Source organism: Methylobacter luteus IMV-B-3098 (assembly GCF_000427625.1).
In the GTDB taxonomy this organism is placed as follows: domain Bacteria; phylum Pseudomonadota; class Gammaproteobacteria; order Methylococcales; family Methylomonadaceae; genus Methylobacter; species Methylobacter luteus.
On record NZ_KE386569.1, the window covers coordinates 2,207,947 to 2,228,026 of the forward strand.

Annotated in this window: 13 protein-coding genes; 5 read left to right on the plus strand and 8 right to left on the minus strand. The window is 55.2% G+C overall.

Translation table 11 applies throughout. From position 1 onward, the window contains the following. The first annotated feature begins 3 nt into the window (after nucleotides 1-3). From METLU_RS0112115 to METLU_RS0112125, 3 genes are all read left to right on the plus strand, one after another. Entirely contained in the window at nucleotides 4-1,461 is a 1,458-nt protein-coding gene (locus tag METLU_RS0112115; RefSeq protein ID WP_027158441.1) for a type II secretion system protein, read from the plus strand. Nucleotides 1,462-1,609: 148 nt separating this feature from the next. Next, nucleotides 1,610-2,041 (plus strand): REP-associated tyrosine transposase, encoded by a 432-nt coding sequence (locus tag METLU_RS0112120; RefSeq protein ID WP_027158442.1) that lies wholly within the window; start codon nucleotides 1,610-1,612, stop codon nucleotides 2,039-2,041. A 182-nt stretch (nucleotides 2,042-2,223) separates the two neighbouring features. Next, a complete protein-coding gene (locus METLU_RS0112125; protein ID WP_027158443.1) occupies nucleotides 2,224-2,946 on the plus strand; it encodes a type II secretion system protein in 723 nt (240 codons plus the stop codon). 34 nt (nucleotides 2,947-2,980) lie between these two features. Here METLU_RS0112125 and METLU_RS0112130 read toward each other — a convergent pair whose 3' ends face one another. The 6 genes from METLU_RS0112130 to METLU_RS0112155 form a co-directional block, all read right to left on the minus strand. Further along, entirely contained in the window at nucleotides 2,981-3,439 is a 459-nt protein-coding gene (locus METLU_RS0112130) for a hypothetical protein (protein ID WP_027158444.1), read from the minus strand. Nucleotides 3,440-3,803: 364 nt separating this feature from the next. Then, nucleotides 3,804-5,234 carry an efflux transporter outer membrane subunit gene (locus METLU_RS0112135; RefSeq protein ID WP_027158445.1) on the minus strand — a complete coding sequence of 477 codons (1,431 nt, stop codon included), beginning with the start codon at nucleotides 5,232-5,234 and terminating at the stop codon, nucleotides 3,804-3,806. Further along, complete coding sequence (locus METLU_RS0112140) at nucleotides 5,224-11,055, minus strand: non-ribosomal peptide synthetase (RefSeq protein ID WP_196806537.1); 5,832 nt, start codon at nucleotides 11,053-11,055, stop codon at nucleotides 5,224-5,226. Before METLU_RS0112140 ends, METLU_RS0112135 begins: the two co-directional genes overlap by 11 nt. A 355-nt stretch (nucleotides 11,056-11,410) precedes the next feature. Further along, the gene (locus METLU_RS0112145) at nucleotides 11,411-11,953 is read right to left on the minus strand and encodes an FcoT family thioesterase (protein ID WP_231383595.1); all 543 of its coding nucleotides are present in this window, start codon (nucleotides 11,951-11,953) and stop codon (nucleotides 11,411-11,413) included. Next, a complete protein-coding gene (locus tag METLU_RS0112150; RefSeq protein WP_027158448.1) occupies nucleotides 11,953-12,855 on the minus strand; it encodes a TauD/TfdA dioxygenase family protein in 903 nt (300 codons plus the stop codon). The genes METLU_RS0112145 and METLU_RS0112150 overlap by 1 nt, the downstream gene beginning before the upstream one ends. Before the next feature lie 46 nt (nucleotides 12,856-12,901). Next, nucleotides 12,902-14,476 (minus strand): fatty acid--CoA ligase, encoded by a 1,575-nt coding sequence (locus tag METLU_RS0112155; protein WP_027158449.1) that lies wholly within the window; start codon nucleotides 14,474-14,476, stop codon nucleotides 12,902-12,904. Between the two features lie 1,183 nt (nucleotides 14,477-15,659). Between METLU_RS0112155 and METLU_RS0112170 the strand changes: the two genes are divergently transcribed. Beyond that, nucleotides 15,660-16,685, plus strand: a complete 1,026-nt coding sequence (locus tag METLU_RS0112170) for an HlyD family secretion protein (RefSeq protein WP_027158451.1) — start codon at nucleotides 15,660-15,662, stop codon at nucleotides 16,683-16,685. Nucleotides 16,686-16,691: 6 nt separating this feature from the next. After that, nucleotides 16,692-18,323: a DHA2 family efflux MFS transporter permease subunit gene (locus tag METLU_RS0112175; RefSeq protein WP_155920546.1), complete on the plus strand. Its 1,632-nt coding sequence runs from the start codon at nucleotides 16,692-16,694 to the stop codon at nucleotides 18,321-18,323. Nucleotides 18,324-18,737: 414 nt separating this feature from the next. Here the strand turns inward: METLU_RS0112175 and METLU_RS0112180 are convergent, their stop codons facing one another. After that, a complete protein-coding gene (locus METLU_RS0112180) occupies nucleotides 18,738-19,178 on the minus strand; it encodes a single-stranded DNA-binding protein (RefSeq protein ID WP_027158453.1) in 441 nt (146 codons plus the stop codon). Nucleotides 19,179-19,201: 23 nt separating this feature from the next. Then, entirely contained in the window at nucleotides 19,202-20,026 is an 825-nt protein-coding gene (locus METLU_RS26740; RefSeq protein ID WP_051299894.1) for an NUMOD3 domain-containing DNA-binding protein, read from the minus strand. Nucleotides 20,027-20,080 lie beyond the last annotated feature (54 nt).

Below are 20,080 nucleotides of genomic sequence, written 5' to 3' on the forward strand. Positions count from 1 at the left end.
CTTATGAACAAAGCATCCCCCACCCTGGCCCACGGCTTCACACTGATTGAAATGACGGTCGTGCTGCTGATCATGACGCTGCTGGCCGGCGTCGCTATACGCGAAACCAATAGCTTGAGTTTTCAGGTCCGCTACGAGCAGACCCGGGAGCGCCTGGAGCGCATCAGGGAAGCCATCCTCGGCAACCCCCGGCAGATCATCAACGGCCAGCAGGCGGTGAGCGGGTTTGTGGCGGATATGGGGCGGTTGCCGGTAGATTTGCATGAGTTGTTGGAGCAAAACTTTTGTTCTGATCGAACGTATTCAACTCAAGCAACTTGTGAAGCGGCTGGCAAAATATGGAAACCCCAGCCAGATTGGGCATTTGATTCTGCTAGCGGCCTTTGGTACGGATGGCGCGGACCTTATCTGAATATTTCCGGCAGCGCATTGGATGATGATGCTTTTGTTGACGGCTGGGGAAATGAAGCGGCGGCGAAGACTGATCAAAATTATGGCTGGTGGTTCTTTGATTTGTTCAGTCTTACAAGCAACGCATTAGACAGTGGCAATCTGATTGTTCAAAGCTTTGGTAAAAATCATCAAAAGGACAACTCTATTCCAACAACTGAAGACTATGAAAATGATTACCCTTCTAATAATCACTCGAATGGTACAGTCTTTTACCCCAATCCTGTTGCGCGCCAACAGGATTGGCTAGTCAATATTTCCGGAGGAGTTAATGTCAATTTCATAAAATCAACTGAAAAATTACCACCTGTTTCGGTTTGTTCAGATCCAACAAAAATAACTAAAGAAACTTGTCCAGAACCTGAAGCATGGTATGGAGGTTGTAACAAAGCAGGCTATTACAATAAATCTAGTTGCGAGGATCTATCAGTATCAGGAACATGGTCTTTTTGTTCCGAAGCAAGCTATATAACCAGATCAACTTGTGAATCAGCAGGTAAAATCTGGTATGGCGAAGGTTTTGGTTGTTCCGACCAATCCAAATCTAACAAAGCATTGTGTACTGGTACTTGGCGCAGTTGCACCGATGACGGAACAATAACAACTGAAAACGAATGTTTAAGCGCTGATCAAATATGGTATGGGAACAATATTTTTTCTATTAATACCTCATCCGATTTACGAATTTGTATGAAAATTTTCTATAGAAAATCAGATTCTTCTATCGGAGTACTGATTAGTGATGAAGATATAACCAATGACGCAACAACTGTGAATTATGATTCCAAATCAATTATTGCAGATGGCAGTTTTCAAACAATCAGGTTTACAAATTTTAGAGACTCAAGCAGCAATAGCTTAGTTACAGATATACCGATTGGAACCAACGCTATAGGTATATATAGACACAATGGAATAATCTGCACCGATACACATTACCCCGCCGACCGCCAAAATCCAATTCAGGTGGATTTCCACCCGCGCGCCGGTTTGCCGGTCATCAATTGGTAAAATGTCAAAATTGGTCTTTAATTTTATATTTTAGTGCGAATGAATTCGCACCTACATGGTATGGAGCGCGCATGCCGTAAGGCATGTGTCCCGTAGGGTCGAATTCATTCGACCCGAAACCCAACCGGTGTAAACAAGGAGTAAAGCGATGGCATATGACGATTTGCGTAAAGGCCGGGTCAGCATCCCGGGCCAGATTTATTTCATCACCACGGTAACGGCCAACCGGGAACCATTATTCCGGTGTTTGTACACGGGCCGTTTGGTAGTCGATGAAATGCGCCGAAGCGAAATTGAAGGCCGTCTGACCACATTGGCCTGGGTATTGATGCCGGATCATCTGCATTGGCTGGTAGCCTTGGGAGACCATACTGAATTATCGGCAGCGGTCAAAATCTTCAAGGCATCGTCGGCGCGGCGCGTCAATGATTTCCTGCAGCGACGCGGATCGCTCTGGCAAAGGGCTTATTACGATCATGCCCCGCGCGGCAATGAGGATATTAAAGAAATCGCGCGCTATATCGTGGCCAATCCGTTGCGCGCGGGTTTGGCCGAACACATTGGCGACTATGCCTTATAGGATGCGGTATGGTTGTAGGGTATTCGACCCGAGGCGGCACCTTCGCATTGACATTGACATTTAGTGCGAATACCCATAGGGCACAAGTGAATTCGCATCTACGTGGATTATCCGTGCCTCCGGCCAATTCTGTAGGGTCGAATTAATTCGACCCGAAACATAACTACAACATGAAGAGCAATATGATGAAACGGTTCCATAAAACACTGCAATCAGGCATGACGCTGTTGGAAATAACGGTAGTGCTGCTGGTGCTGATCGCACTGGCCGGCCTTGTTGTACCTTATGTTGGCGGCACGGGCGGCGCAGCCATGTGTAAGGCGACCGATGCGACCCTGCAGGCCGTCAAGCAGGCGATCATGGGCGGCAAGGCGGGGCCTGGCTATTATGCCGATACACTGGGCACTTACCCTAAGGCCAGTCAGGCAAGCACTGACACTGCCTACAATCTGAAATATCTGTTCGAGAAAGGCTCATGGCCGGACTACAACCCCAAAACCGGCGTGGGCTGGCGCGGACCGTACCTGTCAACCGGCGGTCCCGTTAGCGGTACTCTCCTGCATGATAGTTTCGGAACGGTTTTTAATCCTGCCGCTCCTGCAACCGATGCTTATGTGCATGTCGATATAACGACCGATACCGGCGAACATATTTTTGATGGCTGGCACCGGCCGATTGTGTTGCAAATACCCTATTATGACGATGATGACGAGGGACCTAATACCGCTGATTATCATCCGGAAAATGCCAGATTGGTCTCCGCAGGCCCCGGCAACGGCCTCGGATCTGATGAAGCTGGAATTGATACCATCATTCAATCCCCTGACGCATCCGAGCGCGACGATGATCGCGTTTTATTTCTGAACGGCCCCGACCTTGGCAAGAACAAGCCTTGTGATGAGTGATAACCGCCAAGCCAACCAGTGCTGTCGTATGAATCTACTCAGCGGTCGGAGGGTTTGACCTGGTTTCCTCTGTTCCCGCAGCATCGCCATAATAATCCAGCCCGGCAATCAGCCTCATGTTAACCTGATTGTGCGCTATGCCTAACCGTTTAAACGCGGCATTCAGATCCATGCGTTTTATAGCGTCAACAGAGCCGTACCTAAAACTGAACAATTTGTTCTGCTTGCCGGCAGGAAAACCACGCATGATGGCGGCTATTTTCTCGTCGATGAGCTTGCGGGCGATCTTCAGCTCCGTTGCCGCCTCGGCTTTTAAGTCCGCTGGTATTTCATGATCGGCGTCAGTCGCTTCAACGGGCGGCGGCGGGTTCGCTTGTGCCTTGCGGCGTATCTCAGCCAGTTTTTTGCTGCCGCCCGGCTGCAAGACCAGACCTATTTCTTGGACCGAGGCCGCCGGCCGGCTTGATTCGGAGTTACTCTGTTTTTTATCCATCCTGTAGCCTGTCTATTAATTTTTCCTGTGCATTATAAACCACTACGGGGAAGGCAGAATGGCGTCTGGAACAGCAATCGAAGGCTCGAGGGAAAAATTCTCTTAATTCAAGCCCCGAAAGGTACGCACTGCGTACCCTACGGCTGTCAGGTGCAGTCCCATGAAGCCGGACGGGGCCTGCTGCCCCATCCGAAACGTTTGACGCTAGTCAAGAGCAGCCACTTATCCCAGACATCATGGAAACGTTAGGCCGGGGTTGCAAACCCCGGCCCGCTTGAAGGGGCCATATCGCCTTCGGAAAAGCCTGGCGGGAGTTTCGGGTCGAATGAATTCGACCCTACAGGTGAGGTCTGCGTGACTTCGGTTACGATGCCTCCTGTGCGATTTCCGGCGACATGGCGTTCGCACCGCCCCCCAGCGCCTTGTAAAAGGCGATCAGATTCGTGGAAGTGTCCGCTTCGGAGCGGGCCAGCTCGATTTCGGCGGCGTACAGGGCGCGCTGGGCGTCCAGCACGTCCAGAAAGGTAATGACCCCTTCCTGATACCGCAACTGGGACAGCCGGACGGATTCGCGCTGGTCCGCCACGGCGCGGGCCAGGGTTTGCCGGCGCACCTCTTCCTTCAGGTAGCGGGTCAGACTGGTTTCGGTCTCGCGAAGCGCTTCGAGCACCGCCTTTTCATAGGCCAGATAGGCTTCCTTTTGCTGCGCCTCGGTCAGATCGATGCCGGCCTGGATGCGGCCGAAATTGAGCAGCGGCTGCAGCAGGTTGGCTGCGGTGCTGTAGGAGAAGGCCGCCGACTTGAACAGGCTTTCGATGTCGGTGTTGCGCAGCCCCAGAAAGGCCGACAGCGAGACTTTCGGAAACAGTTCTGCAATGGCCGCGCCTTGCATGGCGGTCGCGGCCGCGAGCCGACGCTCGGCGACGTGAATGTCGGGTCGCCAACGAATGGTTTCGGCTGGCGAAGTCAGCAGTTGCTGCGCCGGCGCCACCGGCAGTGCGGCTGATGCATTCAGTCCGCCGTCCAGTGCGCCGGGTTGCCGGCCGACCAGCACTTCCAGCTGCCTGAGCGTGGCAATCACCTCGGCTTCCAGTGCGGGAATCTGGGCGCTCGTGGTCTCGGCCTGAGCCCTCGCCCTCACTACGTCATGCCGCGTGCCGACGCCTTCACTGAACAGTCTATCAGTCAGCTTCAGGGTGTGCCGCTGCGCTTCCAGGTTCGAGCGCGTGATCCGCAGCTGGTTCTGCAGGTTGCGGTATTCCACGTAAGAGCGGGCCAGTTCGGCCGTGAGCGTCACCAGCGCCTGGGCGTGTTCCTCCTTCGCCGCCTCCAGATCGGCGCTGGCCGACTCCAGTCGGCGCTGCAGGCGGCCGAACAGGTCGAGTTCCCATATGGCGTCGAAGCCCAGCTCGAACAGATTGAAACGGACACCTTTCGCATAAATGGGGGAAAGGTTCTGATGCCGCTGGCCGCCCGCACTGATGTCAATCTGCGGGAAAAGCTCGGCCCGGACCGAACGGCGATCGGCGCGGGCTTGATCGATGCGCGTCAGTGCTATCTTGAGGTCCAGATTGTCGGCCAGCGCCAGTTCCATCAGCCGATCCAGCTGGGGATCGCCGAAACTCTTCCACCAGCTCCTCAGTTTCTCCGGGGTTATGGGTTTCAGGCCCGCGCCGGCGTCCTTTTCAGCCTGCCAGCGATCCTGGAGGGCGAAAGAGGGTTCACGGTAATCGGGTCCCATGGTGCATCCGGCCAGACTGCACAGCAGCATTAAATAGCCGGCCTTAAGCGCCATAGTAGTGCCCTTCCGGAAGTTCCGGGCTGGAGCAGTGCCCGAGCTTCAGTTCTTTCAGCCATTGCGAGCAATAAGGTTCGGCGACGACGGAGAAATGGCCGCCGCCGGCATGGACGACCCTGACGTCGTCGTAGTAATCGTCCCAGCAGCCCGGTCTCAGCCAGCTCCCGCTCTCCTCGGCGATGATCAGCGTTGGCCGGTACGGCAATTTGCCGTGCGGATAGCGGTAATCGACGGCCAGCGACGTCTCGACCACATGCCACAAATCCAGAAAATAGTCGGGGGCAATGCCCATCGCCGTGTGCAGCAGTCTCGCCAATCCGGTTTTCCAGGCCGGATAAGGCTGGTTCTCCAGGATGGCTGTAATGGATGCCTCCTGGCCGGACGGATCGATGCCGGCATTTTCGAGAATCATCCGGCAGAAACCGATGACCGAGAGTTTGTCCATTTGCTTCGGCCAGCTGGCAATGCCGCTGTCTATCAACACCACGCTTTCGACCTGAATCCCGGTGTCCTGCAACTGCCTGAGCATCTCGTAAACCACGGTTCCGCCGTAGCTGTGGGCATAGAGCCTGATCGCGCCGCGCGGCTTAATGTCCCGGATCAGCGCGATGTTGTGGGCGGCCATTTCCTCCATCGAGCCGGCCGGCGCGCTGCCGGCGTAACCTTTCATTTGCAGGCCGTACACCGGGCCGCTATCGCCGATTTGGGCCGCCAGTTGATGATAGCCGTCGCTCAGCCCCGGCATGCCCGGAATGATGAAGGTCGGAATGCCGTCGCGCAGTCTGGCGACACAGGGCGAGCCGGCCGGTTTTTCGCCGGCGTCGCCGATGCGGTCGGCCAGTTCGCGCACGGTCGGACATTGGATGATGTCGGCAACGCCGATTTGCGAGGACGGCAGTTGCTGATTGATTTTGTTGGCCAACTGTATCGACAGCAGGGAGTGGCCGCCAAGCTCGAAGAAGTTATCGTTGAGTCCGACGCGCGCAAGACCGAGCACGTCCTCCCAGATGCGGGCCAGTTCTCGTTCGACCGGGGTTTGCGGCGCGGCATAGTGCTCGCCGGCGTCGAATTCAACCGGTGTCTGCTCCAGCTGCTTGCGGTCGATCTTGCCGTTGCTGGTCAGCGGCAAGGCTTCCAGACGGAAGAATCCGGCCGGCAGCATATAATCGGGCAGGCGGCGGCGCAATTGCTCGCGCAGTCCGTCTGCACCGATGGCCGCCGCGTCGGCCGTGTAATAGACCACCAGGCGGCCGTCGCCGGAACGGGGTCTTGCGATGACCGCTGCGGCGCTTTTCACGCCCGGCAACTCGGTCAGCGCATTTTCGATCTCGCCCAGTTCGACCCGGAAGCCGCGAATTTTGACCTGGTGATCGGTTCTGCCCACATAGGCCAGCGTGCCGTCCGGCAGCCAGCGCGCCAGATCGCCGGTTTTGTACAGCTTGCCGGGCGCGTAAGGGTTGTCGATAAACTTCTCGGCGGTCAGCTCCGGATTGTTCAGATAACCCAGCGCCAGCCCCTCGCCGGCGATATGCAATTCGCCTGCTACGCCTATCGGCAATAGATCAAGGTGTTTGCCCAGCACATACAGGCGGGTGTTGGCGATGGGTTTGCCTATGGTCAGGCGCTGACCGGCGCCAAGCTCGGCGATCGCGGCATTGACGGTGTATTCGGTTGGGCCGTAGGCATTGAATAGCCTGACGCCGCGGTCCTGCACGGCTTGCAGCGTCGCCTCTGGCAGCGCCTCGCCGCCGAAGGAGATCAGGCGCAGCTGGCTGAATAGCTGCTGTTGCCGCTCCGGCTCCAGCGCGGCTATCACGCCGTAGAACTGCGGCGGGAGATTGAGTATCGTGACGCCGTTGTCGACGACGACCCGATAGAAATTGTCCACTTCGATATCGGCGTCCTGACGGATCACGATGCCGGCGCCGGCCAATAAATACGGAAAGATTTCCTCCACCGACATATCGAAGCTCAGCGAGGCGAACTGCAGGATTCTGTCCTGGTCGGTAATGCCGTATTTTACGGTCATCGCATGGCAAAGATTCACCAGAGACCGGTGGGCGATCACCACGCCTTTCGGGTTGCCGGTGCTGCCGGACGTGTAGATCACATAGGCCGGGTCCTGTGGACCGACCTCGCGGCGCAGTTCGATGTTACGGGGTATCTGATCGGTCCAGGCAGGGTCATCGACAGCCAGGGCCCGGCAGCCGCAGTCTGCTAATATGCCGGACAGATGCGGCTGCAGATGGGACTGGGTCAGCAAAAGGCTCACACAGCCATCGGTCAGCATATAGCGGATTCTGTCCTCGCCGTTATGCGGATCGATGGGCAGGTAAGCCGCGCCGGCACGCAGCACACCCAGCACCGCAACGATCATGTCCGCCGATCTATGCATGCACACCGCGACCAGCCGATCCGGCCCGATCCCCTGGGCTTGCAGGTAGATCGCCAGACGACGGCTGCGCTCCAACAGGGCGCCATAGGCGATTTGCCGGCCGGCGAAAATCAGAGCCGTGTTGTCCTGCGTCCGGGCCGCCTGAGCTTCGAACAGTTCGTGAACGCAGTGCTGGCTCGGAAACTCGCTGGCGGTATCGTTGAAGCCATCCAGCAACAGGTTCAGCTCTTGTTCCGGCAGGCAGTCGTATTCGTCGATGCGCCGGCCGGGATCTTCGGCGATAGCCGCTATCAGCGTTTCCAGATAGCCCAGATGACGGCGGATCGTGTCGGCCTCGAACAGGTTGCGCTGGTATTTCAGATGCAGTTCCACGGTATCGCGAAAATCGTAGACTTCCAGCATATAGCTGTCCATCGTTTCCTGATACACGTCGTAGCACAGCTCGACGCCGCCCAGCCGTTCATGGGTTCCGAGGATGCCGTCGAAGATATTCTGGTAGGTAAAAGACACCGAAAACGGCACTTCGCTCGGGTTGAGCAGCGTGAGTCCCAGTTCGGGCATTATCCTGGCGAAAGGATAATGGGCGTGATCCAGTCCCTCGGCGAGGTTCGCGCCTATCTGTTTCACCAGTTGCAGAAAGGTATCGTCCGGGCGGATCCGGGTTCTGACGATCATCAGGTTGATATAGCAGCCGATCGTATTTTCATGGCGCTGCATCGGCCTGCCGGCCACCGGCATATTCAGTGCGATATCGTCTTCCGCGCTCAGCCGGTGAATCAGGATATTGAATACGCCCAGCAACAGCGCCGACAGGTTCTGGTTCAGCATGGACCCGAGATATTTCAGCGCGCCCAGCATGGCGCTGTTCAGCGTCAGCGTTTCGCAGCCCATTCCTAAATCGGGCAGACCGGGCTGCGGCAGGGTATCGTAAGGCAGGGCGATGGTCGCCGGTACACCGGCCAGCCGGTTTTTCCACCAGGCCAGGTCGTCTTGGGCCCGAGCGCAGTTCAGATAAGCGCGTTCCCAGGCGATGAAGTGGAAAAAGGCCGTGTCGGGCGCTTGCGCGGCAGGCTTGCCGCCGGCGGCCAGGACGTGGTATTTGTCCCAGAACTCGTTGGCGAACAACATGCCGGAAAAGCCGTCGATGACGATGTGGTGTATGGCGAAGAACACATAGTAGCGCTGGTCTGCCGGGCACTCCACGGTATAGAGCCGCAGCGGCGGGTCGGTTTCCAGATTGAACGGCTGCCGCAGCAACTGGCGCAAAAACGGCGCCGTCTGCTGGTTTTCGGGCAGGGCCAGGTGCTCGATCACAAGGTTGTCGGCGGCGCTGCCTGCCATTTGAACGACGTCTTCTCCCGATGATTGATAGCGGCAGCGCAGCAGCGGGCGCTCTTCCAGCACCGCAAGCAGGGCCAGTCGCAGGCAGGCGGGGTCAGCCGGGGCTTTGAGCCGGAAAATCAGCGGGACGTTAAAATCGGTGGACTCGGGAAAGGTTTCCTGGATATACCACAGGCCTTTCTGGGTTTCCGACAAGGGCTGCGGCGCCGCCAGTACGCTCGCCGCCGTTCGCGGCGTTTCAGGCGCAACGTTGTCCGTGTTGCGCGTTTGCCGCGCCAGCATGTCGAAAAATTCGCCGAAGTTTTTGGCGCCCATCGCCTGGGCGACCTTGATGTTTAAGCCCAGCCGTTCGTTCAGGCGTTTGATGAATTGCACCACCTGGATCGAATCGAAGCCGTAATGCACGGGCGATAGCGAACGGTCGATTTCCGGCAGGTCTCTGCCGAACACCTCGGCGACCACACTCGCTAACGCTGCCTCGACATCCCCGGTCAAGCCGGCGGCTTGCGCTGGCTGAGCGCTTATCGCATCGCCAAACGGTTGAGTGAGAGTTGCGCCTGAATCAACCGCCGCTTGTTCGCAATACTCCTCCAGCACGATGTGCGCGTTGACCCCGCCGATCGCGTAACTGTTGAGCGCTACCCGGCGCGGGCCGGCGTCGTTTTGCCAGTGCGTGGCGCTGTCTTGCAGAATCAGGGCATGGTCGCTCGGCAATTCGCGATTGATTTCACCGAGGCCGGCTATGCCCGGTATGGCCTGGTGCTCCAGGGCTTTGACGGCCTTGATCAGCGAGGCCATGCCCGATGCGACTTCCGGATGGCCGATGCTGGGCTTGATGCTGCCGACGAACCAGGTTTTGTCGGGATTCGCGCTCAACAGCCGGTAAGCGTCGCTGATGGCGGTCAATTCCAGGGCGTCGGCCAGCGTATTGCCGATGCCGTGGGCTTCCACATAATCTATGGTATCCGTGCTGACGCCGGCCTGGGCGATGCTGGTCGTTATGGCGTGTTTCAGCCCTTGCACGTTGGGGGCTTCCAGCGAATAGCCGCGGCCGCCGTGATGCACTGCGCTGCTCTTGATGAGCGCCAGAATCCGGTTGCCGTCCGCCAGGGCCTGCGCCAGCGGCTTGATGATGACGACGCCCGCGCCTTCGCTGCGGACGAATCCGTCGGCTTCCTCGCAGAAGCTGCGCGTCCGGTTACGGCTGCTCAGCAGCTGGTCGTAAAGACCATGCATTGCCATGGACGCGAATTCGTCGGCGTCTATGAGGTTGACGGCGCCGACGATGGCTTGTCCGCATTCGCCGGAGCGGATGCTTTGCACGGCACGGTGCAGCGCGACGTGGACACTGGTGCAAAACGTATTGATCACCTCGCTGGGGCCTTTCAGGTCGAATTGAAAGGATATCTGGTTGGCGATGGGAACCCGATACGGCTGACTGCCATCATCGCGGCAACCCAGGCGATCAACGAACGATTGAGCGGCTATGAAAACGCCGGTCGTATCCGTAGAGAGCATCCGCCCGGTAATTTGGTAATCGTTCTGTACCTGCGCAAGAAGAAAGCTCAGAAGTTGCAGCTGGCGATCGGCGATGTCGGTGTCTTGGGACGGGGCGCTTTCGCCGATACTACCGTATCCGAACGCGACTGCCGGCGCGCATGGATCCAGCTGCAGACATTCGCCGGCCAAGGCTTTCTCCCAGAGCGATTCCGCGTCATCGGCGCCGGGAAACAGTCCGGCTAGGCCGATAATGGCGATCGGTTGCGTCCGGGCCGAGGACAGCGGATCGCTGCTGATGGGCGGCGGCGTGATTGCGGCGACGGCCTCGGTTTGTTCGGACGGTGCCGTGTTTAACGGCAGGATATCGTCGATTAAATAGTCAACCAGCAAATCCATCCGAGGATGATCGAACAGCAAAGTCGTGCGAAGTGAACAGGACAGATTCGATTCCAGTCTGGCTTTGAATTCCACGGCTTGCAGGGAATCGGTGCCCAGTTCGATAAAGTTTTGATCGGGCGTTATGTCTTCCGGACTGTCCATTCCGATAAAATTCGCCAGTAACTCGCGAATATAGGCGTTCAATATCGGCTTTCTTTGGATCGGCTGGGCTTGTTGTAACGTGGTGATAATCGAGCTGGGATACATAACGGTTGATGGCTTATTGAAATGAAAAACCAAGGATAAGGTGAGAAATAACTTCCCTGAATTTTGATGAGCAACAGATGTAGGGGCGACTTTAGTCGCCCAGGGCGAATACCCGAAGGGCATAAATGAATTCGCCCCTACATGATTTCATCGACAAATCGGAAAGTTATTTTTAACCGAATCCTAAGGCCTTGAAGGAACGTGCAGCAACCGTCGCCCATTTTCCGCGCCTGAAATCGGGAGGGGATGGCCCCATTTCAGGTTTCATGGAAAACGGGCGAGGCTTCGGTCTTTATGGCGCCAGTACTGCGAGTGTCACTTCTCCCTTACTTCTGCCGTTGGCGTCATCGTGAAAACGGCAGTAGGTTTTGATGAACGTACAGGTGGACGTCTTCTTAATGCTATTGATGCCATAAGTGCCGTAAAACTGCTTGGCGTTCAGTTGGCTCTGGTAGCTTGAGCTGAGTTTGGCAATCAAGACGTTAGGAAGCTGTTTCTCGAAAAACGTCTCCATGTCGTAATCTTCCGATAATTCCGGTATCAGGGCGTGTTTAATGCAATGCGCCATATGCACGTAACAAATCTGGTTGAAGCAGATATTGAACTCAACGGCGTTGAAATGCCCGGTATTGTCGATATAGCAGGACTCGGGTATCGAGAATTCTCCATTCATGACCAGGTCTTGCGAATCATTGCCTTCCGATTGCAGAAACCAGGCGTGTTTCAGGTAACGGCTGTGGTTGAAGTAAGGCTCCAGCACCTTGTTCATGAAACCATCGTCAATATCCGAAACGATGACGTTTTCCAGCGGGTCGACCATCCTTAGCATACTCATTATTCAATCCCCACATAAAACGGCAAATCGTCGTAGATGCCGATGCGGTACATTCTGCTGAATTCGCCCGGCTTGGCCTTGGAGCCTTTATGGATCAATGTACGGTTTTCCCAGATAATCATGTCGCCTTCCTCCCAGAAATGCGTGTGGATGAATTTCGGCTGCTCGACGAATTCGAACAGAGCCTTCATCACCCGCTGATTTTCCTCATAGGACAGGCCGACCAGTCCGCTGGTGAAACCGCTGCTGATATAAAGGATTTTCTCGCCGGTCACCGGATGTTCAATGACGGCAGGATGGGCCTGTGGCGGACATTCTGCTTTGAAGTTCTCGATGAGTTCCTCAATCGAACGGTCGATGTCACACGGTTGCACTTTATAGCGCGGCCAGGCTTCCTGCATGGCCATCCTGCCATCCACATAACGTCTCAGATCATTGGGGAGTTCGCGGTAGACGCGGGCCATGTCGATGTACGAGGTTTCCCTGGCCGATTTGGGGAAGAAGATAGGGCGTACCGAGGTAAAGGACAGAGGATGTTTCTCGAAAGAGCAATCCGTATGCCAGTAGCGGCCTGTACCGGAAACACCGAATTTTTTGCCGTCTTCGTTGAGGTTGTTGGAAACGAAAATTTCGGGGTAATCAGGGTGGTGATAATTCGGTTGAAAATAAACCTGAGGCCGGCCTACCGCCCTGGTGAAGTTGACTTGTTCCTGTTCGTTCATGTCAAGACGCTGACCGCGCATGACAACCAGTTTATTCCGGTAGAGTAATTGCCGGAGCATTTCCGCTTCGGGACAACCCGGGGTGAAGGTCGTAACATCCCAGCCATGCACCTCGGCACCGATTTTCCCTGGCGCGGCTTCGGTGATGGATACTTGATTTTCTGATACCACTGCGTTCATGATTTATTGTTCCTTGTATGCTCTAGATTGTGAATTGACTGACTGACTAACTAACCTGTCTGTCCTGGTCCTGCCAGAACGGCGCCCTCAGCACCCGTTTAAGGACTTTACCGCTCGGATTTCTCGGCAAGGCATCGACAAACGTTATCGATTTAGGCACTTTGAAATCCGCGATACGGCTTCTGGCGAAATCAATCAACTCCCGTTGCTTGATGACGCCGCCCTGCCGCGGCACGACAAAGGCTTTTACAACCTCCCCCCATTTTTCATCGGGTATCCCGATGACAGCGACTTCGGCAACCGCCTCATGCTCGCTTAGTACGGCTTCAATTTCGGCGGGGAACAGGTTTTCTCCCGCGTAGATGATCATGTCCTTGATCCTGTCGCAGACATAGACGTAGCCCTCCTCATCCATATAACCTACGTCGCCGGTATGTACCCAGCCATCGACCAGTGTTTGGGCGGTAGCGGATTCATTCTTCCAATAGCCCAGCATGTTGCTGGGCGATTTAATGCAAATTTCGCCGCTGCGCCCTGCCGGCAACGTCCGGCCTTGCCCGTCGACGATCTTGATTTCGACGCCGGGCAAGGGCTTGCCGGCAGCTTTCATCCTCGGATTGCCCTCCGGGCAATGATCGGTGGGGCGCAGACACACCGCCATATTGCCGGTCTCGGTCAGGCCATATATCTGGAAGAAGTCGCAGCCGAAGATTTCCATGGCCTTGCGCAGCAGTGACGGGGAGATCGGCGAGCCGCCATAGACCAGTCCCTTGATTGACGATAAATAGGTTTTCGCGCAGCTGGGTTCTTCCAGCATCAGCTGGATCATCGATGGCACCAGCACGGCTTTGGTGACTTGGTGCTGCTCGATTAACTGTAAAGCCTGCCAGGCGACGAAGGCGTCGACGATGACGCCGGCAGCGCCGACCGCATAACCTTGCATGGCCCACCAGAGCCCGCCTATGTGAAATTGCGGCAGGGACAGCAGCAGGGTATCGCCCGGATTCAGCGACATCCACGGGTCGCCGGCCTTCCGCATGCCTTGCATCAGTCTGAAAAAACTGTAGTTTGCGAGCTGCACGCCTTTCGGCCGCCCGGTCGTGCCGCTGGAATACATCTGCACGGCCACATCGTCGGCGCAGTATTCGCAAGCGATCGGGGTAGCCGGTTTCGCCGTTTTCCAGTCCTCGTAGAGCGACCATTCCGGATGCGCACCGTCCAGGGCGACGATCGTCCGGACAGAGGCTAGGTGCGGAACCAGAGACTCCACTAACGGGAAAAACTCCTGCGCCACAAACAGCACTTCAGTTTCGCTGTCATTCAGGATATAAAGTATCTCAGGAAGGGCCAGCCGCCAGTTCAGGTCGACCAGCACCGCTTTGATCTTGGCGCAGCCGAACAGAATCTCATAGTGAGCGATGGTGTCCTTGCCGAGTATCGCCACTCTGGAGCCGGACTTAACGCCGGCCGCCGTCAATCCGTGGCCGACTTGATTGCTGCCTAGATCGATCTGCAGAAACGTTTGTCGATGGTTACCCGATAGGAAGGCGACGGCATCCGGCCTCGCTTTGGCTTGTTGGATACACATCTCGGCAAGGGTCTGAAACTCACTGGATTTCATGGGGGAAAGACTCATTCTTATAGGCCCGTTCTTGGAGGAAATAGATATTGCTTAACCTGTCAGCAATAGCTGTGCCAATCGACAATCCAACCCGGATTGCCGGGCGGAAAAACAAGCCGAGAGCCAGATTTGGCGGGGAGTGTACCGATTTTAAACAGCCCTGTTCGAGCATGAGTCGCACAACTTTATCCGGAAAATTCCCGGCGCATTCATCGATTTCCCGGCATTCATTAATTTCTATCAATGAATTATGTTATTTACCGCAATTGTTTTGGGTGATTTGACCGGATGAATAAATATAATCATTAAAAACAATGCGTTGCTGTGCCGCCAGTGCATTGGATTGTGTCATTTGGCCTGCTTCGCAAATAATTGACGTGTATAGTCAAACAGTACCCGCTTCGAGGCGCCCGAAGATCCGCCGTCGACAAGGCTTTCATATAAGGTATCGATCCCGCCGCCGGTATCCCTGGCCTGCCGATATGCATGCGTTAGCCGTTGAAGACCGGATTGTTTCTCTATTCACCCGACTTGCAAAGCCGGCATTAACAGCCGGATGCCGGTGCGCCGGCCACGGAGTACCCGCATCGACTGGCATGGTATTTGCTGAAGTTTTCGATTGGGAGTATGCCTGTCCGTTGGCTCAGGATGCTATCGCTGTTACATAACTGATGTTACGCACGGGCAGCTTTTTTATGCCGTTTGCCGCTCAATACAGCTCTTGAGCCGCCTTTACCGAAAACGATTCCATGCGCTTGTAGGTGCGAATTTATTCGCACTAATGACTGACAAGGCGTCCCGGGTCGAATTAATTCGACCCTACAGGCGCGTTTGACGCAGGGCAAATTGTCCGCGTAATCTGTTACATAAGAAAGAAGCGCCCCCGGAAAACCACGGGGCCTGGTTTTTCAAGATAGCCGGGCCGTTTTCCCGTGAGTGTTATTTAAGGACTTTGGAGTTCTTCAGTGCCCTTAACAATTTATATATCTTTAAAACGCAGGAAAAAATTGTGCAAAAAATGGGATTGAAAAAATGTGAAGTCAGCAGACCGTCCGGCACCTGTGCCAGCAGCTTGATCCACTTAATCGCCGGATAACGACTGTCAACCCGGGCATCCGCTTTCGGGTTTGACGGATTTCTGTTTTTTGGACTACTACACCGTTTGAAAAGGCAACGAAAGAACATGCGCCTCTCCCTTTCTCCGAGAATAATCCTCACCGTTCTAATACTCGCGTCGGCGATAGCGCTCGGCATCATGTACTGGCTCAAGGAGATTCGCCCCTTCGAGACGACCGACAACACCTACCTCAAGTCGCATCTGAGCCTGGTCAGCCCCAAGGAGACAGGCTACGTCAAGGAGGTACTGTTCGAGGACAATCAGAAAGTGATGCCGGGCGATCTGCTCGTCGTCATCGACGATCATGATTTCCGAGCCAGGGCCGCCCAGGCGGAAGCGCAAGTCCTGATAGAAATGGCGCACATCCATACGCTGGAAACCGACAAACGCACGCAGAGCGCCAAAATCCGTCAGCAGGAAGCCAACATCGCCGCCGCGGAAGCCGATCTGGAACGCGCCGCGAAAGATACGAAACGTTTCGCCAACCTGGCCGCGGAAGGAGCGGTTTCGGCCCAGACCCGCGACGCCGCCGACTCCGCCCTCAAGCAGGCGGCGGCTCAACGGGAGAAAACCCTCTCGGCACGGCAGGAAGCGGAGAGCGAACTGGCCTCCCTGGAGGCACGGATCGACGAGACACGGGCCAAACTGAAGGCGGCCCAGTCCGCCCTGGAACTGGCCCGCATCGACCTGGAGAACACGCGCATTATGGCCCCCATCGCCGGCATCATCGGTAATCGCAGCGTGCAGGTGGGGCAACTGGTCAAGCCCGGCAGCGTGCTGGCGTACCTGATTCCGACCGACGGCCTGTTCGTGGAGGCGAACTTCAAAGAAACTCAGATCGGACGCATGCAGCCGGGACAGCCGGTAGACATCCTGGTCGATGCTTATCCCGACATCCGGTTCGAAGGAACGGTGGACAGCTTCTCGCCCGCTTCCGGCTCCGAATTCAGCCTGCTGCCGCCGGAAAACGCGACCGGCAATTTCACCAAGATCGTGCGGCGCGTGCCGGTAAAGATCCGGTTCAGGCCCGGCACTGACCTGAATCGTCTGAAGCCGGGCCTGTCCACGGTGGTCAAGGTCAGGGTCGGGTAGGCCGGCATGGCAGCGGTAGTCAAGCCCGACCCGTCCCGGTCGCCGGCCCCCAACGAAAAGCCGCCCGAGATCGCGGCCTCGAATGATCCTGCCGAGAAGACCGTCAGCCTCCAGCAATGGATCGGTTTTTTCGCCATGGTCTTAGGGATGTTCCTGGCGGTGCTGGATATCCAGATCGTCGCCAGTTCCCTGGAACAGATTCAGGCCGCGCTATCGGCGACCCAGGACGAGATTACCTGGGTGCAGACCGCCTATCTGATAGCGGAAGTGGCGATCATTCCCTTGTCCGGCTGGCTCGGGCGGGCGCTGTCCATGCGCTACCTGTTCGCCCTGTCCTGCGGCGGCTTCACCGTGATGAGCCTGTTGTGCGCGCTCGCCTGGGATCTGCCGTCCATGGTGACGTTCCGCGCCTTCCAGGGATTTTTCGGAGGGGCGATGATCCCGTCGGTGTTCGCGGTGACCTACACGCTGTTCCCGCGCCATCTTCAGCCCACGATGACGATCGTCGTCGCCATGGTGGTGACGGTCGCGCCCACGGCGGGCCCGGTGCTGGGCGGCTATCTCACCGAAACGGCATCCTGGAACACGATGTTCCTGATCAACCTGGTGCCGGGAATACTGGTAACCGTGGCCACCGGACTGTTTCTGAGGCTGGACGAGCCGGACTGGGCGTTGCTTAAGCGGATTGACTTCCGCGGCATCCTGTATATCGTCGTATTCCTTGGAAGCACGGAATTCGTGCTGGAAGAAGGCGTGCGCGAAGAATGGTTCGAAAGCCGCGAGATCGTGTTCTTCACTCTGATCGCGGCGACTTCCGGCATCGCCATGTTCTATCGGGAACTGACAATCGAACACCCGATCGTGGACCTGTGGGCGTTCCGCAACCGCAATTTCGCCATCGGCTGCCTGTTCAGCTTCATTCTCGGCATCGGGCTTTACTCCATCATCTTCCTGATGCCGACCTATCTGGCCACCGTCAAAGGCCTGAACAGCTTGCAGATCGGCCAGTACATCATGGTCACCGGACTGTTTCAGTTCGCATCCGCCTTCATCGTCGGGCGGGTCGTCAAAAAGCTGGGTCCGCGCCTGACGTTGGCGGTAGGGCTGTTCGGCTTCGGCCTCGGGACCTTGATGAACGGCAATCTGACCCATGAGGCCGGTTACTGGGAATTTTTCTGGCCGCAGGCGCTCCGGGGCTTCTGCCTGATGTTCTGCTTCCTGCCCATCAATTACCTGACCTTCGGCACGCTACCGCCTGAAGAAGTGAAAAACGCCAGCGGGCTGTACAATCTCATGCGAAATCTGGGCGGAGCCATAGGCCTGGCAATCGCCGATACGCTTATGATTCGGCTGAACAAGGAACATTACGCTCTATTGCGCGAGGCGGTGAAGCCCGGTTCGACAGCGACGCAAGCCCTGTTGAGCGGCTTACAGGAACGGTTCAGCACTGCGTCATTGCAGGACAACGATCTGGCCGCGCTGAAGCAGGTTTACGGTCTGGTGAGGCGCGAAGCGGAAGTGCTCACCGTCAATACCCTGTTCCATCACCTGGCCCTGGTTTTCTTCCTGGCATTATTGCTGATACCGTTGGTCAGAATAGCGCCGGCGGCGGGTGGCGCCGCGGCTGGCCGGCGTTGACCCATCATCAGTGAAACACGGAGGCCCAACGCCGCTCTTTTGAAATCAGAACGGCAAGATCAAAAAACACTTAACACTAATTTTCTTTATGCCAATAAAAAAGCCACTTAAAACAGTGGCTTTTTATATTCTTTACTGAATTACGCACGGGCAGCTTTTTATGCCGTTTGCCGCTCCCGGGCACGACAGCGCTTGAGCCTACTTTACCGAAAGCGGCCAAATGCTCGCGTAGGTGCGAATTCACTTGTGCCCTCTGGGTATTCGCACTTAACAAGAGCCATACCGATTTCTGGAAAGCTTGGCGAGCGGTCTCGGGTCGAATACCCAGGGGGCACAAGTGAATTCGACCCTACAGGCGCTTGACGTATGGGCAAATTGTCTGCGTAACATCAGTTACTAAAGTAAAATTCTCAATTAAAACGGGATATCGTCATCATACGGCGCATCAAAATTATCGTAGCCTGCATCCTGTTGCGCGGATGACGATTGGTTTGGTTTAGCCCCTCGCTGGGATTGCGGCTCGCTTTGTCTGCCTTCGGCGTTACGGCCGCCGACCAGATCCAGGATGTTGGCGTTCAGTTCCAGACTGGTTTTGGTGGAACCGTCATTGGCCTGATATTCCCTCAGCGTCAGTTCGCCGGAGACGAACACCTGCTGGCCTTTTTTCAGGTAATTCTGCAGCTGGCCTTCGGCGCGCTTGCCCCATAAGGCCACTCGCACCCATAACGTTTGCTGCTTGTCGCCGAAGCCGATATTGTTAGCGACCGTGACATTCAACACGGCCTGGCCCGATGGCAAATACCTGACTTCCGCGTCACGACCTACAGTCCCGTGAAATGAAAAAACATTTGACATGTTTATCCTCTTATTTTCTCTAGTTAAAAAATCATAGACAATGTAGCGTTATCTTTTTCAAGTCTATTTTTTGCGTATCTATTTTTAGCAGCGGCTGACATTTTTGCTTTTGATTCTTCCGATATTATCTTTCCCTTATTACCCTCTGAAATTTTTCGCTTTGTTTCTTCTGAGTGTTGGTAATCAATGCGCTTGCCTATACGAGATAGTGCTATTTTTTGTTTTGTATTCTCTGAATGTGATTTCCCTGTCATGCCAGTAACTTTATCAGCACGGCTTTTAGTAAGATTGTACTTTTGCTCTTCTGTTAGCTTCCTGCCTGTTAAAGAGGCTGATATTTTTGCTTTTGTGTCTTCTGAAATAATTTTTCCTTTTTGTTTTCCTATAAGAGAAGCTGATATTTTCTTTTTTGTTGCTTCAGATGCTTTTTTACCTAAGTTTGCATTCCTTAACTTCTGCTTTGTTTCTTCTGAAATAGGCCTTCCGATTCTTCCTTTCGTTGTTTTAGATATTTTCGCTTTAGTTTCTTCTGAAACAATAAAAGACCTGCCAAGCGTACCTTCTCCACCAGCGGTCAAATTGTATCCATTAGGTCCAAACGTATCATGTTCACGGATAGCCTCTATCTCAAGTCTTGGCAAATCGTCTGGATGAGCTATTGCAAGAACCTGCACTTCAAAAGAGTCCTCTCCATATTTCCTTATGGCGTTATAAATAGCTAACTTTCTGCCACTCCTTGAGGCACGGATATGTATTTTTATACGATGTTCAATGGAGTACTTAGTTATACCTATGTAAGACTTTCCGTTAGGAAATGTTAGCTTATAAAGTATTCCTGTTTCTTCCATGATACATCACCTATAAAATCCGCTTAGACTGTGCCAGTAAAGCTGAATACGTTG

Bases quoted from the DNA above. Each gene is read 5' to 3' on its own strand.
- METLU_RS0112115 (WP_027158441.1), top strand. From the start codon at position 4: ATGAACAAAGCATCCCCCACCCTGGCCCACGGCTTCACACTGATTGAA.
- METLU_RS0112120 (WP_027158442.1), top strand. From the start codon at position 1,610: ATGGCATATGACGATTTGCGTAAAGGCCGGGTCAGCATCCCGGGCCAG.
- METLU_RS0112125 (WP_027158443.1), top strand. From the start codon at position 2,224: ATGATGAAACGGTTCCATAAAACACTGCAATCAGGCATGACGCTGTTG.
- METLU_RS0112130 (WP_027158444.1), bottom strand. From the start codon at position 3,439: ATGGATAAAAAACAGAGTAACTCCGAATCAAGCCGGCCGGCGGCCTCG.
- METLU_RS0112135 (WP_027158445.1), bottom strand. From the start codon at position 5,234: ATGGCGCTTAAGGCCGGCTATTTAATGCTGCTGTGCAGTCTGGCCGGA.
- METLU_RS0112145 (WP_231383595.1), bottom strand. From the start codon at position 11,953: ATGAGTATGCTAAGGATGGTCGACCCGCTGGAAAACGTCATCGTTTCG.
- METLU_RS0112150 (WP_027158448.1), bottom strand. From the start codon at position 12,855: ATGAACGCAGTGGTATCAGAAAATCAAGTATCCATCACCGAAGCCGCG.
- METLU_RS0112155 (WP_027158449.1), bottom strand. From the start codon at position 14,476: ATGAAATCCAGTGAGTTTCAGACCCTTGCCGAGATGTGTATCCAACAA.
- METLU_RS0112170 (WP_027158451.1), top strand. From the start codon at position 15,660: ATGCGCCTCTCCCTTTCTCCGAGAATAATCCTCACCGTTCTAATACTC.
- METLU_RS0112175 (WP_155920546.1), top strand. From the start codon at position 16,692: ATGGCAGCGGTAGTCAAGCCCGACCCGTCCCGGTCGCCGGCCCCCAAC.
- METLU_RS0112180 (WP_027158453.1), bottom strand. From the start codon at position 19,178: ATGTCAAATGTTTTTTCATTTCACGGGACTGTAGGTCGTGACGCGGAA.
- METLU_RS26740 (WP_051299894.1), bottom strand. From the start codon at position 20,026: ATGGAAGAAACAGGAATACTTTATAAGCTAACATTTCCTAACGGAAAG.